Source organism: Catenibacterium sp. CAG:290 (assembly GCF_000437715.1).
In the GTDB taxonomy this organism is placed as follows: domain Bacteria; phylum Bacillota_I; class Bacilli_A; order Erysipelotrichales; family Coprobacillaceae; genus Catenibacterium; species Catenibacterium mitsuoka_A.
This window is the reverse complement of the sequence record NZ_FR898812.1, coordinates 1-13,815: the sequence shown is the minus strand read 5'-3', so window position 1 is coordinate 13,815 and position 13,815 is coordinate 1. Positions and strand designations below refer to the sequence as shown.

15 protein-coding genes and 1 other annotated feature are annotated in these 13,815 nt (G+C 34.4%); all 15 genes read left to right on the top strand.

Annotation, left to right across the window (positions count from 1 at the left end):
• Positions 1-566: hypothetical protein (locus tag QVO42_RS05450; protein WP_288163891.1), on the top strand; the 566-nt coding region annotated here is incomplete at its 5' end.
• Between the two features lie 63 nt (positions 567-629).
• Complete coding sequence (locus QVO42_RS05445; protein ID WP_022425143.1) at positions 630-1,118, top strand: hypothetical protein; 489 nt, start codon at positions 630-632, stop codon at positions 1,116-1,118.
• Positions 1,108-1,767, top strand: coding sequence for an HAD family hydrolase (locus tag QVO42_RS05440; protein WP_022425142.1), 660 nt, complete (start codon positions 1,108-1,110; stop codon positions 1,765-1,767). Before QVO42_RS05445 ends, QVO42_RS05440 begins: the two co-directional genes overlap by 11 nt.
• Before the next feature lie 2 nt (positions 1,768-1,769).
• Positions 1,770-2,396 (top strand): DUF4261 domain-containing protein, encoded by a 627-nt coding sequence (locus tag QVO42_RS05435; protein ID WP_022425141.1) that lies wholly within the window; start codon positions 1,770-1,772, stop codon positions 2,394-2,396.
• Between the two features lie 78 nt (positions 2,397-2,474).
• On the top strand, positions 2,475-3,785 hold the full coding sequence (locus QVO42_RS05430) for a UDP-N-acetylmuramate--L-alanine ligase (RefSeq protein ID WP_022425140.1): 1,311 nt from the start codon (positions 2,475-2,477) through the stop codon (positions 3,783-3,785).
• Positions 3,786-3,796: 11 nt separating this feature from the next.
• Positions 3,797-4,093, top strand: coding sequence for a DUF948 domain-containing protein (locus tag QVO42_RS05425; RefSeq protein WP_022425139.1), 297 nt, complete (start codon positions 3,797-3,799; stop codon positions 4,091-4,093).
• Between the two features lie 11 nt (positions 4,094-4,104).
• On the top strand, positions 4,105-4,584 hold the full coding sequence (locus tag QVO42_RS05420) for a YtxH domain-containing protein (protein ID WP_022425138.1): 480 nt from the start codon (positions 4,105-4,107) through the stop codon (positions 4,582-4,584).
• Position 4,585: 1 nt separating this feature from the next.
• Positions 4,586-5,590 carry a LacI family DNA-binding transcriptional regulator gene (locus tag QVO42_RS05415; protein WP_022425137.1) on the top strand — a complete coding sequence of 335 codons (1,005 nt, stop codon included), beginning with the start codon at positions 4,586-4,588 and terminating at the stop codon, positions 5,588-5,590.
• Positions 5,591-5,678: 88 nt separating this feature from the next.
• A complete protein-coding gene (locus QVO42_RS05410; RefSeq protein ID WP_022425136.1) occupies positions 5,679-7,244 on the top strand; it encodes a ClC family H(+)/Cl(-) exchange transporter in 1,566 nt (521 codons plus the stop codon).
• 32 nt (positions 7,245-7,276) lie between these two features.
• Positions 7,277-7,475: a binding site (T-box leader), on the top strand.
• Positions 7,476-7,507: 32 nt separating this feature from the next.
• Entirely contained in the window at positions 7,508-8,734 is a 1,227-nt protein-coding gene (gene tyrS / locus QVO42_RS05405) for a tyrosine--tRNA ligase (protein WP_022425135.1), read from the top strand.
• Positions 8,735-8,774: 40 nt separating this feature from the next.
• A complete protein-coding gene (gene truB / locus QVO42_RS05400) occupies positions 8,775-9,608 on the top strand; it encodes a tRNA pseudouridine(55) synthase TruB (RefSeq protein WP_022425134.1) in 834 nt (277 codons plus the stop codon).
• On the top strand, positions 9,608-10,537 hold the full coding sequence (gene ribF, locus QVO42_RS05395; RefSeq protein ID WP_022425133.1) for a riboflavin biosynthesis protein RibF: 930 nt from the start codon (positions 9,608-9,610) through the stop codon (positions 10,535-10,537). Before truB ends, ribF begins: the two co-directional genes overlap by 1 nt.
• 83 nt (positions 10,538-10,620) lie before the next feature.
• Complete coding sequence (gene rpsO, locus QVO42_RS05390) at positions 10,621-10,887, top strand: 30S ribosomal protein S15 (RefSeq protein ID WP_022425132.1); 267 nt, start codon at positions 10,621-10,623, stop codon at positions 10,885-10,887.
• Between the two features lie 101 nt (positions 10,888-10,988).
• Positions 10,989-13,127: a polyribonucleotide nucleotidyltransferase gene (gene pnp, locus QVO42_RS05385; protein ID WP_022425131.1), complete on the top strand. Its 2,139-nt coding sequence runs from the start codon at positions 10,989-10,991 to the stop codon at positions 13,125-13,127.
• The gene (locus QVO42_RS05380) at positions 13,127-13,690 is read left to right on the top strand and encodes a Maf family protein (protein WP_022425130.1); all 564 of its coding nucleotides are present in this window, start codon (positions 13,127-13,129) and stop codon (positions 13,688-13,690) included. The genes pnp and QVO42_RS05380 overlap by 1 nt, the downstream gene beginning before the upstream one ends.
• Positions 13,691-13,815: the final 125 nt, after the last annotated feature.

Genomic DNA, 13,815 nt, shown 5'->3' with positions numbered 1-13,815 from the left:
GAAGGCGCGGGGAAATGGAGGAAATAATGAAACAGTATGATTTCAGGTTTGACACAGAGTTGATCAAATCATTAATAGGAAAAACTTTCACAAAATACAAACATGAAGATTTCATCATTACAGATTCTGTGACAGGTATTTTGGGATTTGAGATTAATCAACAGGTATTTAAATTAGTGAACGATTATGAGGCGTTAGATTATTTTGGATTAGATGGTGAAGCAACAATACTAAGTATTTCTACATCCAATTGGACAGCAGTAGAATCAAGGTTTAATAATGATATCAAAGAAACATATATTGATGAGGTAGTACAGAAAGTCATTCTAGTCAATGATCATACTTTTTCTAAAAATTATGATATGTGGGAAACGAAAGCTATTGTCTTCTGCTTTGAAAATTTTGAAATCTGTTTTGAAAAACAGGATTGTTGGTTTTCAATGGAAATTGAAATCCATAAAGGACATAATTCATTGAATATGATAGATGATGGTAAAGATATATTGAATGATTTTGATAGGAATACATCTGTTACGATAGAAAGAACAATAGTAGAAATTGTGTAATATGGGGGTCTGGATTTTTTCAGACCCTTTTTTGTGTTATGATATAAATCAGAGGGGTTAACTATGGAAATAAAAAAAGCAGATAGGGCTCATATAGTTGAAATAATGAGTCTTTACAAAGATGCAAAGATATTTATGGATAATCATGGCAATAAAGATCAGTGGCCTGTAGGTTATCCTTCAAAAGAGTTGATTACTAAAGATATAGATAAGATGTATTTATGTATGCATGAAAATCAAATTGCGGCTGTTTTCTATTATGCGATAGAAGAAGATCAAGATTATAAGGAAATAGAGGGACAATGGCTCAATAATGCACCTTATGGTGTGGTACATCGTGTTGTTTCTGCACATATTGTGAAAGGGGCCTGCAAGTTTATCTTGAACTGGGCTTATAGTCAGATTCCTAATTTAAAGATGGATACAGGAATCAAAAATATCCCTATGCAGAATTTATTAGAATCTTGTGGATTTAAACAGTGTGGGAAAATAGTCAATACGCAAGGAATAACATGTCTTGCATATCAAAAAGGAGAACCAAATGAAATATAAATGTTTAATACTAGATCATGATGATACAATTGTAGATAGCACACGTACTGTGAACTTTCCTGCATTCTTAGACTCATTAAGTAAATTGCGTCCTGGTGTTACTATGACTTGTGAAGATTATTTTAAGTATAATTATAAGCCAGGATTTACTGCATTATGTTTTGATATACTAAAATTCAGTGAAGAAGAAATGCGTATTCAAGAAAATAACTGGCAGTCTTATATTCGTGGTCATGCACCAGTATGTTTTGATGGCATTCATGATTTATTATGGCGTTATGTGAATGAAGGTGGCACTATCTGTGTTATTTCTCATTCAATGAAGCATACAATCATTCGGGATTATAAGAATAATGATTTACCTGAGCCTTCTATTATATATGGCTGGGAATTACCTCCTGAAAAGCGTAAACCATCTATTTGGCCTGTTGAAAGCATAATTGAAGAACTTCGTTTAAATAAAGAAGATGTCCTACTTGTAGATGATTTATTACCAGGTATACAGATGGCACGAGATGCGCATATTGATGCATGTGGAGCTGGATGGGCTCATGATATCAAGGAAATCAAAGAAGATATCAAGAATAAATGTACTTATTATGTCGAATCTGTTAAAGAGTTAGAAGACTTATTGTTTGAGGGAGAGTAAAGATGGAATTAGACGCATTTTTATTAGTAAAAGAACCATTCAATGAAACAAGTGGTTATATTAATCAACCATTAGATGACAAAGTACGTCTTAATGCAGCTTTAAGTAACTTTATGTGGGAAGAAGCAGATGCATGTACTAAAAACCATACTGGAATGATTCATATCCATAAGACAATTGAAACTATTCAGACAGACTGTCCTTTGTTTGTAGAAGAAGTATGTTCAAATATTGATGAGAATGTTGTAGGAGTTTATATGAATGATGTCATCTATGAACCATCTTTTTATCAAACAATGGCCAAGATGATTGATCAGGATATGTTTCCTATTTATAACGTCATCTGGTTTGGTCTATATCCATTAGAAAATGGAGTAGGGGCTTATACAGATGGTCTTGAAAAACTCGGCTATCATGAAATAGAAGTCTCTTCTATTGGTGAACCTATGGCTGTATTAGACTTCATTAAAGACACTGCACTCTATGTTATTATGAACAATGTGGTATTTAAAGATGGTGAAACTATTGGGCTCACTATTGAACAGGTTTTGACTATTCATTTGGGTGAAAGTGAGATATTTGATACACCAACTTTTAGGATAGACGATCCTTTTCTTACTAATTTATGAAAATACTTTCATTTTTAAGTGATATCTATGTAATCATTATTTAATTTGTGTTAATATATTATCGAGGTGACAAAATATATGTATTATTTTATAGGTATTAAAGGTTCAGGAATGGCTTCTCTTGCGAGAATTTTATATGATTTAGGTTATGAAGTTGCAGGAAGTGATATTGATAAGTATATCTTCCTTGAAGATGGATTAAGAGAAAGACATATTCCTATTTATTCATTTAACAAAGACAATATTAAAGACGGTATGGATGTTATTGTAGGGAATGCATTTGACCGTTCTAATGAAGAAGTGGCTGCTGCAGAAGATAATCCTAATGTAACAATTCATCACTATTATGATTTCCTAGCTAAGCTTATGGATGATCATATTACTATCGGTATTGCAGGTACACATGGTAAGACTTCTACTACAGGTATGGCTTATCATTTATTTAAAGACTATGATAAGACAAATGTATTAATTGGGGATGGTACTGGTTATGCCACTAAGGGTGCTAAGTATTTCATAGCTGAATGCTGCGAATATAAAGATCATTTCTTATGGTATCATCCAGATTATGCTTATATCAACAACATTGAAATGGATCATGTAGACTATTTCAAGTCAATGGAACAGTATGAACAGTCTTTTGAAAAATATGCTAACCAGGCTAAAAAGGCTATTGTCATCTGGGGTGATGATCCACATCTTCCGCATTTAAATTATACAAAGAGAGTTGTAAAATTCGGTGTAAAAGATGGCAATGATGTTCAGGCTAAAAATGTGATTAATAATGAAAAAGGTCTTTCATTTGATGTATATATCTATGGTGATCTTTTTGGACATTTCACTTTACCATTCTATGGTATGCATACACTTTATAACACATTAGGTGTTATTACTTTAGGTTATCTTGAAGGTATGGACTTTGATTATATGCAGAGTCAGTTAAGTACATTTAAGGGAACTAAGAGACGTTATGCAGTGAAAGAAGTAGGTAATAACGTATATGTTGATGACTATGCACATCATCCAACAGCTATTAAATATGTAATTGAAGAAACAAGAACACGTTTCCCTGGCAAGCAGATTGTTGCGGTTTATCAGCCAGATAGATATTCTCGTGGCTTAAGATTTGCGAAGGAATATGCACGAATCATGGATACAGTTGATCATCCATATTTTGTAGATTTCCCTAAAAATGCGCCAAAAGAACCAGGAATCGATATTGATGTCAGCGTTATTACTAAGAACCTACCTCGTTCTAAAGTAGTGACTGAAGATGAAGCAGGTGCAAAAGAATTGGCTCAATATGATAATGCAGTATTCTTATTTATGAGTCCTAAGGATATTTATAAGTTAGAAGATTTAGTTATTAAGGAAAAAGAAAAGGCATAGGAGGACATCCCATGGATATCTTAACAATTTGTCTATGTATTCTAGTGCTCGCTGGTGTATTTGCATTAGTGTCTCTAGGAGTATTTCTTATCCATGCACTTACAACTTTAAAAGATGTCAGTCATTTGGCACAGCATTTAGAAACAACTGTTTCTAAAGTAAATGTCACAGTGGATGATATCAACTATAAAATGGATAAGCTCAATGAACCTATCAACGTGGTAAGTGGTATTTTTAATAAGAAGAGATCAAGCACAGGTATATTAGGAACGGTATTGGGCTTGAAAAATATCTTGAAGAAAAAATAGGAGGTATAATTATGAAATTCGGAAAAGTATTATTCGGAGTAGGATTAGGCGTTTTAGCTGGTTTATTATTTGCACCTAAGAAAGGTAGCGAATTAAGAGAAGACATCAAAGCTAAATCAAAATCTACTTATGATTATTTAACTAGTCTTACTAGAGAAGATGTTGAAGCTAAATTAGGTGAAACAATTGAAAATATCAAAAAATCAGTAGATGAATTTGATCCTGATGATTTTAAAGAAACTACTAAAGAAAAAGTAGATGAAGTACAGAAAAAGTTAGAAATTTTAGCAGAAAAAGTAAAATCTAGTGAAAATTTTGAAAAGGTGAAAGGTTCAGTTGTAGAAGTAACTGGACGTGTGAATCAGAAAATCGATGAAGTGAAAACAATGATTAATGATAAGGCTGCCATGATTGATGAAGATGTGATTGATCAGCAAATTGATGATGTTGAAAAACAGCTAGATGAAATGATTGAGGAAATCAAGGACTAGTATGAAGAAGAAAGTAACAATCTATGATGTTGCAGAAGCAGCTGATGTTTCACTTGCAACAGTTTCAAGAGTAATTAATGGTTCAAATGTTGTAAAGCCTGCAACAAGAGAACGTGTACTTGAAACAATCAAACGACTCGATTTCAAGCCTAATCAGATTGCAAGAGGTCTTGCAACTAGTAAAACTACAACTATTGCAGTTGTATTCCCACAGTCACTTTTTGGACATGTAAAAGATATGATTGGTGGTATTGGAGATACTGGACGTACTTTAGACTTCAATATCATTATGTATACAACTGATGAACTTGGTTTAGGTAACCCAATTGAAGAAGTAATTGAGAAGGTTATTAAATCAAGAGCTGATGGTGTTGTATTATTTAACAATAACTGCATTGATAAAGAAATTGATCTCATTAAAAAATACCGTATTCCTGCAGTTGTTGTTGGATATAAGATTTCGGATGAAGATATCTGTTCTGTATATGTTGATGCAAAGAGTATTGCATATGATATGACTAAACAATTTATTGAACAGGGTAAAAAGGATATCTGCTTTGTAAGAGCTACTCAAAACTTAGTGGATTTAAATGATTTTGCGAAGGGTATTGAAGAAGCATTTAAAGATAGTGGTGTAACACTTCCTGAAGATTATATTGTGGATGTTTCTAACCATTATGAAGAAAGCTATCCTCAATTAAAGGAATATTTTGATACTCATAAGCATGATGTTGTTTTAACAGGCTATGACAAGGAAGCAGTCGCTGTTGTCAATGCGGCAATTGATCATGGTATCAATGTACCTGAAGATATGCAGGTTGTTGGTATGATGGATACAAGTTATGCGACTATTTGTCGTCCACCTCTTACTACTATTCATGTACCTGTATATGATATGGGTGCTATCGCAATCAGACTTCTTACAAAGATTTTAAATCATGAAGAAATTGATGAAGCAGAAGTGCCAATGCACTATGCATTCATCAAGCGTGATACAACTAAATAACGAAAGAAGGATGCTGAGGCATCCTTTTTTACTGGTTTAGATTGTGCTAAAATAGTATCGGTCATTATAATTACTGGGAGGATTATATATGCTTAAAAATCAGTCTGATACTGCAAATGTATTACGAGAAAGAAGTAAACTCAATAAGCGCTTGGCTTATGAAGGTTTACTTGTTGGTATCGTGTCAGGTGCTGTCTGTATCGTTTATCGTCTTGTTTTATCAAATGCAGAATCTATTTATTTTACTATAAGGGACTTTGTCGCACATAACGTGTCTTATTGGCCTTTGTGGATCATTGGCCTTATTGTATTAGGTCTTATTATTTCAATCTTTTTAAAGTGGGAACCTATGATTGGAGGCTCTGGTATTCCACAGCTAGAAGCAGAAGTACAGGGACGTATTGATGAATGCTGGTGGAGAGTCTTACTTGCAAAGTTCTGTGCTGGTGCACTTGCACTTGTAGGTGGCTTATCATTAGGGAGAGAAGGTCCAAGTATCCAGCTAGGTGGTATGGTTGGTAAAGCTCTTGCGAAAAAAGGAAAACGTGTAAAAACGGAAGAACGTTATTTAATGACAGCAGGTGCCGCAGCAGGCTTATCAGCCGCATTCAATGCACCTCTTGCAGGTATCATGTTTGCTTTGGAAGAAGTTCATAAGAACTTCTCTACAAGTGCACTTGTTTCTGTGATGATTGCATCTATTACTGCGGATTTCTTAAGTAGAAATATCTTTGGTTTATCACCTACTTTAGCTTTCTCAATCAAAGAAACATTCCCTTTAAAGAATTATATCTGGGTTATTATTCTCGGTATTATCGCTGGCGTATTAGGTGCTTTCTATAATAAGGTTACAATGGGAACTATTAAACTTTATAAGAAAACACCATTCTTAAAGAAACATCAAAGAGTCATTATACCTTTAGTGTTATCTGGAATTCTTGGATTCTATTGTCCACTTGTCATGGGTGGAGGACATAAACTTGTAGAATATCTCAATGAACCAAATCTTGTTTTATCTACTCTTGTCTTATTATTTATATTAAAATTACTTATTTCATGTGTTTCATTTGGATCAGGTGCTGCGGGAGGAATCTTCTTCCCACTACTCATTCTTGGAAGTCTCATTGGTGCAAGTGTAGGTAAGATTGCTATTATGTGTGGTGTTCCATCTGAGTATTTTATGAACTTCATTATTATGGCAATGGCTGCTTACTTTAGTGCTATTGTAAGAGCACCGATTACTGGTATTGTGCTTATTGCGGAAATGAGTGGAACTTTAAAGATGCTTCTACCAATTTCACTTGTGTCATTTGTTTCTTATTATGTAGCCAATCTTTTACATAGTGAACCGATTTATGAAAGTCTTTTAACAAATCTTTTAAACAATCAGCCTTATCATTCTATGGACGAATATGCAGATAGTAAGGAACTCATTGGCTATACAGTTGGTTTTGGTTCAAATGCCTGTGATCACTATATTAAAGATTTACAACTTCCACGTCGTAGCTTAATTGTTTCCGTTATTCGTGGTGGAGAAGAAATTATTCCAAAAGGGGATACAAAGCTCATATCAGGAGACCGTATTATTGTCTTAGTAGATGCATTCCATCTTGATGAAACGAAGCTGATGTTGGAAAGTGTCTTCACAAGCTGATATTGACAAACATCATGATTTCATGTAGACTTTTAGTTGCGATGAAAAAGACAAGTAATTCATATGCGCTGGTTTAGAGAACTTATGGCTGGTGAAAATAAGAGCAGCAGTATGAATGAATACACTTTGGAGCTTCTAGATGCAAAGTCTAGACGGTGAGTACACCGTTATCAACAAGAGAGCATGTCTTTGACATGAATAAAGGTGGTAACGCGAGAATTCGTCCTTTGGATGGATTCTCTTTTATATTATAGGAGGAAATTATGACATTTTATGATGAATTAGTGTGGCGAGGCCTCATTAAAGATGTAAGTTCTGAAGACTTAAAAGACAAATTAAATGCAGGAGGAATGACATTCTATATTGGTACTGACCCAACTGGGGATTCATTACATATTGGACATTTCTCATCTTTCTTAATGTCTAAGAGATTAAAGGATGCTGGGCATCATCCAATTCTTTTAGTCGGTGGTGCAACTGGACAGATTGGGGATCCGAAGCCAACAACTGAAAGACCAATGATCACAAAAGAACAGGTACAGCACAACTTTGACTGCTTAAAGAAGCAGGCTGAAGATTTATTCGGTTTTGAAGTAGTTAATAACTTGGATTGGTCTAAGGATTTAAACTTCATTGACTGGTTAAGAGATTATGGTAAATATTTCAATATCAACTACATGTTATCTAAGGATATTATCAAGAGAAGATTAGATGAAGGAATCACTTTCACTGAATTCTCTTATATGATCATGCAGGCAATGGACTTCTATTACTTACATGAAAATAAGGGCTGTGATTTACAGGTTGCTGGTCAGGACCAGTGGGGTAATATCACTGCAGGTATTGAATTAATTAGAAAGAAGACTGGTGATGAAGCATATGGATTCACTATGCCTTTACTTACTAAGAGTGATGGTACTAAGTTTGGTAAATCAGAAGGAAATGCAATCTGGTTAGACAGAGAAAAGACTTCACCATATGAAATGTATCAGTTCTTCATCAACAGTGAAGATAGCAAGGTTATTGATTACTTAAAATACCTCACTTTTTTATCTAAAGAAGAAATTGAAGCATTAGAAGAATCAAATAAGAATGAACCACACTTAAGAAAAGCACATAAAGCACTTGCGAAAGAAGTTATTACTTTCATTCATGGTGCAGATGCTTATGAAGAAGCTGTCAGCATTTCTGAAAAGTTATTCAGTGGTGATATCAAGAGCATGACTTATGAACAGGTTAAACAGTGCTTCAATGGTGTACCAAGTATTGATGTTACTGAAGATGAACAAATCTTAAATGTATTAGTAAAAGCAGGTGCTGCTTCTAGTAATCGTGAAGCAAGACAGTTCGTAAAAGGTGGAAGTGTTCTTGTAAATGGTGAAAAGGTCACTGATGAAAAGTTTGTTGTATCAAAAGACAATGCGTTTGGTGGTAAGGTGACTGTTATTAGAAGAGGTAAGAAGAAGTACTTCGTTATTAATCATATCTAAGCAGACAATAGTCTGCTTTTTTTAGGAAGGATGTGAGTAGATGGATGGTATTATTTTAATTAATAAACCACAGGGTATGACAAGTCATGATGTCGTTAATCGTGTGAGACGTATTATGCATACTAAAAAAGTAGGACATTGTGGGACTCTTGACCCTATGGCGACTGGTGTTTTAGTTATTGGTATTAATAAAGCCACTAAAGCAATGCAGTTTTTAATGAGTGAAGAGAAAGAATATCGTGCTACACTTAAACTTGGCAGTGCTACAGATACATATGATGCTGAAGGGAAGGTTTTAGAAACCAAGCCTTTTACTGGTTATGAGAATCTAGAAGAAGTATTATCATCATTTAAAGGAGATTCCATGCAGAAGCCTCCAATGTATTCAGCTATTAAAATTAATGGTAAGAAGCTCTATGAATATGCCAGAGAAGGTATAGAAGTAGAAGTTCCAGAAAGACCAATTACTATTTATAAACTTGATTTAGTCAATGCACATGATGATGAAATAACTATAGATGTTAAGTGCTCTAAAGGAACATATATCCGTTCTTTATGTGTAGATATTGGAAAAGCCTTAGGTTATCCTGCCTATATGACTGCATTAGTAAGAAATCAGTCAGGTCATTTTACAATCGATCAGGCAGTGACACTCGAAGAACTAGAAGAAAATAATGGACCAGTGATACCGTTAGAAGAAGTATTTTCTTTCTATGATTCAATGGTTGTAGATGAAAGAATTGTCATGACTGGTCAGAAAATCAAGAGTGATAAAGATCATAATGTAGCTATTTATTCAAAAGAAGGTAAATTACTTGCTATATATGGACCAGATGGAAAAGGCAATTTGAAGAGCCTCAGGGGGCTTTTCTAATGCAGGTCATAAAAATGGAAGAGGTACATTTAACAGAACCTCTTTCTCTTGCGATTGGCTTCTTTGATGGATTACATTTAGGTCATATGTCTTTGATTAATGAGGTATTGAAATATAAGGGAGAAACAAAAACGGCTGTTATGAGCTTTGACGTGCATCCTTTATGTGTTTTAAAGGGTGAAAAGAGACAATCAATTATCACTTTAGAAGAGAAAAAAGAACTTCTAGAAGAAATGGGTATTGATTATTTGCTTGTCATTCATTTTACTAAGGAAGTGGCAGCATTAAGTCCACAGGCATTTATTGATGAATACTTAAATAAGCTTCCTTTAAAAAGACTAGTATGTGGTTATGATTTCCATTTTGGAAATCATAATAGTGGCAGCATAGAAGACTTAAAGAAACAGTCATTTGAACTTATTGTGAAAAACGCTGTTATGTATAATGAAACAGAAAAAGTATCATCTACTCTTATTAAGAAACTGATGGATCAGGGAATGATTGAAGAAGTCAATACTTTACTTGATCGACCTTATAAGGTAAAGGGTACTGTTATTCATGGAAAACAGAGAGGTCGTTTGATTGGTTTCCCTACATTGAATATCGATTATGGTATGAAATACTTACCTAAAAGAGGGGTATACGGCACAATTGTAGAAATCAATCATCAACATTATATAGGTATGGCAAATATTGGGATGAATCCTACATTCAATGATATCAATCGTCTTTCATTAGAAGTCAACGTCTTTGATTTTGATGAAGATGTGTATGGTAAAGAAGTAGAGGTTACTTTCTATTTATATAAGCGTGAAGAAACTGTTTTTAATGGGTTAGAAGGACTAAAAACACAATTAACAGAAGACAGAAAATATTTAAGTCAGGTCATGAAAAAGTATTTGACTTTATATAAAAATAATGTACAATAGTCATTGCAACAATGTCTAGGATATTTGTACCTCTTACATCTAGCTTGGATATTGCGAAGAATATAATTTAGGAGGAAAACATAATGTTAACTAAAGAAGAAAAAGCTAAGATCATGGCTGAATATGGTCGCGTAGAAAAGGATACTGGTTCTCCAGAAGTTCAGATCGCATTATTAACTGCTGATATCAACAAGTTAAACGGTCACTTCAAACAGCATCCAAAGGATAATCATTCTAACAGAGGTCTTTTAAAGAAGATTGGTAAGAGAAGAGACTTATTAAAGTATCTTAAGAATGAAGATCTTGACAGATATACAGCTTTAACTGATAAGTTAGGATTAAGAAGATAAGAAATAAAAGCCCTATGGGGCTTTTTTTCATGTCTCTATCAAATAATTGTTTGTGTAATAGTTGATTTATGATATAATTTTGAAGAATATGAGGTGAATTTATGGCAAAACAAATTTTTAGTATGGATTTCTATGGTAAGAAAATCCAGGTTGAAGTCGGTGAAATGGCTAAACAGGCAAACGGCTCTTGTTTAGTAAGATATGATGATACAGTCGTTCTTTCAACAGCATGTGCTGGGAAAGAACCAAAAGATGTAGATTTCTTCCCATTAACAGTAACTTATGAAGAAAAACTATATTCTGTAGGTAAGATTCCAGGTGGATTCTTAAAGCGTGAAGGCCGTCCTAGTGAACATGGTACATTAACTGCAAGAATGATTGACAGACCTATCCGTCCATTATTCGCAGATGGTTTTAGAAATGAAGTACAGGTTGTTAATACTGTACTATCAGTGGATCAGGAAGCTACTCCAGAAATGGCAGCCATGCTTGGTGCATCTATCGCTCTATGTATTTCTGATATTCCATTTAATGGTCCAATTGCTGGTGTTAACGTAGGTTTAATTGATGGTGAATTTACTGTTAATGCAGGACCTGAAGATATGGCTAGAAGTGAAATTAACCTAGAAGTAGCAGGCACAAAGGATGCTATTAACATGGTTGAAGCAGATGCAAAAGAAGTAGATGAAGAAACAATGTTGAATGCATTGATGTTCGGTCATGAAAAGATTAAGGAATTAATCGCTTTCCAGGAACAGATTGTAGAAGCTGTTGGTAAGGAAAAGATTGATGTTCCACTATTCGCATTAGATGAAAATATTGTGTCTAGCGTAGAAGCTATGGCTAAGGAAGAAATGATCAAGGCTATTTCTATTCCTGGTAAGCTTGAAAGATATGCTGCTATTGATGAATTAGATGCTAAGGTTGTAGAATCTTTTGAAGAAAAAGAATATGTAACTGTTGAAGAACATGATAAGACAATTAAACAGGTTAAGATGGTTCTTGGCGATCTTGAAAAAGAAGAAGTAAGACGTTTGATTACTGAAGAAAAGGTAAGACCTGATGGTCGTAAAGTAGATGAAGTACGTCCATTAGATGCACAGGTAGATTTATTACCACGTGTACATGGTTCAGCTATGTTCACTCGTGGTGAAACTCAGGTATTATCTGCCTGCACACTTGGTGCATTAGGTGAAGTACAGAAGATTGATGGTCTTGGAATGGAAGACCAGAAACGTTTCATGCATCACTATAACTTCCCACCATATTGTGTAGGTGAAACAGGAAGAATGGGTTCTCCAGGTAGAAGAGAAATTGGTCATGGTGCTTTAGGTGAAAGAGCCTTAAGACAGGTTATTCCTTCTGAAACAGAATTCCCATATACAATCAGAGTTGTTGCTGAAGTATTAGAATCTAACGGTTCTTCTTCACAGGCTTCAATTTGTGCATCAACTATGGCTTTAATGGCTGCAGGTGTTCCAATTAGTAATCCAGTGGCTGGTGTCGCTATGGGTCTAGTTAAAAAAGGCGAAAACTATACAATCTTAACTGATATCCAGGGTATGGAAGACCATCTTGGTGATATGGACTTCAAGGTTGCAGGTACAAAGAACGGTATCTGTGCATTACAGATGGATATCAAGATTGATGGTATTACTAAAGAAATTTTACAGGAAGCATTAGCTCAGGCAAAGGTTGCAAGAGGACAGATCATGGACTGCATGATGTCAGCAATCAGTGAACCTAGAGATCACTTAAGCCCATATGCTCCTAAGGTTGCTATGATGAAGATTGAACCTGAACAGATTAAAGATGTAATCGGTAAGGGTGGAGATATGATCAATAAGATTATTGCTGAAAGCGATAATGTTAAGATTGATATTGATGATGAAGGTAATGTTACTATCTATCATTACTCTCAGGAAGCGATTGACCATGCAATGGGTATGATCAAGGATTTAACTAGAAAAGTAGAAGTAGGCGAAATCTTTGATGGTAAGGCTGTAAGAGTTGAAGAAAAGTATGCATTTATTGAATTATTCCCTGGTACAAATGGATTCTTACATGTAAAAGATGTTGCTTGGGATAGAACAAATAAAGTTGGCGATGTAATCAAGCTTGGCGATACAGTAAAGGTTAAAGTAACTCAGATTACTGATAAGGGTGTGAATGTTTCTAGAAAAGCATTATTACCAAAACCAATCGTTAAACATGATGCACCTGCTGAGGAAAAGAAATAATGAAAATTATTCTTGCAAGTACTTCTCCTAGACGAAAAGAACTGCTTGAAAGAGAAGGCATTGATTTTATTATCGATGCCTCTTCTATTACTGAATATCTTGATTCTTCTCTAGAAATAGAAGAAAGACTTAAGAAACTCGCATATGATAAAGGTATTTCTATTCATGAGAAATATCCTGATGATGTTGTAATCAGTGCGGATACAACAATCTATCATAATGGAAAGATTATCGGTAAAGCTCACAGTGCTCATGAAGCAAGAGAAATTCTTGAATCATTAAGTAGTGATACACATAGTGTGTTTACATCAGTGGCTGTGTTCTATAAAGATCAGGTTTGTACATTTGTAGATGAAACAAAAGTTACATTCAAGAATATCAGTGATATGATTGATGATTATCTTTCTATTGATGAGTGGCAGGGTAAAGCTGGCGCTTATGCGATTCAGGGTGTTGCAGGAAAATTCATTGAAGAAGTGCAGGGAGATATTGATAACGTCATCGGGCTCCCAGTAAAGCATGTAATAGAAGTCATTGAAACTTTGACTAAGAAGCCATTATAGGCTTCTTTTTTTATGCTTATATGTAAGCGCTTCATATTTATATTGAAAACGCTAACAGTTTAATTTATAATAGAGAGCGGGATTTACATAAGACAAACTATTAAATGTCAATAAATAGTTAAATT

Coding starts and splice junctions, on each gene's coding strand:
- QVO42_RS05425 (WP_022425139.1), top strand. CDS start 3,797: ATGGATATCTTAACAATTTGTCTATGTATTCTAGTGCTCGCTGGTGTA.
- QVO42_RS05420 (WP_022425138.1), top strand. CDS start 4,105: ATGAAATTCGGAAAAGTATTATTCGGAGTAGGATTAGGCGTTTTAGCT.
- truB (WP_022425134.1), top strand. CDS start 8,775: ATGGATGGTATTATTTTAATTAATAAACCACAGGGTATGACAAGTCAT.
- QVO42_RS05435 (WP_022425141.1), top strand. CDS start 1,770: ATGGAATTAGACGCATTTTTATTAGTAAAAGAACCATTCAATGAAACA.
- QVO42_RS05445 (WP_022425143.1), top strand. CDS start 630: ATGGAAATAAAAAAAGCAGATAGGGCTCATATAGTTGAAATAATGAGT.
- QVO42_RS05415 (WP_022425137.1), top strand. CDS start 4,586: ATGAAGAAGAAAGTAACAATCTATGATGTTGCAGAAGCAGCTGATGTT.
- rpsO (WP_022425132.1), top strand. CDS start 10,621: ATGTTAACTAAAGAAGAAAAAGCTAAGATCATGGCTGAATATGGTCGC.
- QVO42_RS05410 (WP_022425136.1), top strand. CDS start 5,679: ATGCTTAAAAATCAGTCTGATACTGCAAATGTATTACGAGAAAGAAGT.
- QVO42_RS05440 (WP_022425142.1), top strand. CDS start 1,108: ATGAAATATAAATGTTTAATACTAGATCATGATGATACAATTGTAGAT.
- ribF (WP_022425133.1), top strand. CDS start 9,608: ATGCAGGTCATAAAAATGGAAGAGGTACATTTAACAGAACCTCTTTCT.
- QVO42_RS05430 (WP_022425140.1), top strand. CDS start 2,475: ATGTATTATTTTATAGGTATTAAAGGTTCAGGAATGGCTTCTCTTGCG.
- QVO42_RS05380 (WP_022425130.1), top strand. CDS start 13,127: ATGAAAATTATTCTTGCAAGTACTTCTCCTAGACGAAAAGAACTGCTT.
- tyrS (WP_022425135.1), top strand. CDS start 7,508: ATGACATTTTATGATGAATTAGTGTGGCGAGGCCTCATTAAAGATGTA.
- pnp (WP_022425131.1), top strand. CDS start 10,989: ATGGCAAAACAAATTTTTAGTATGGATTTCTATGGTAAGAAAATCCAG.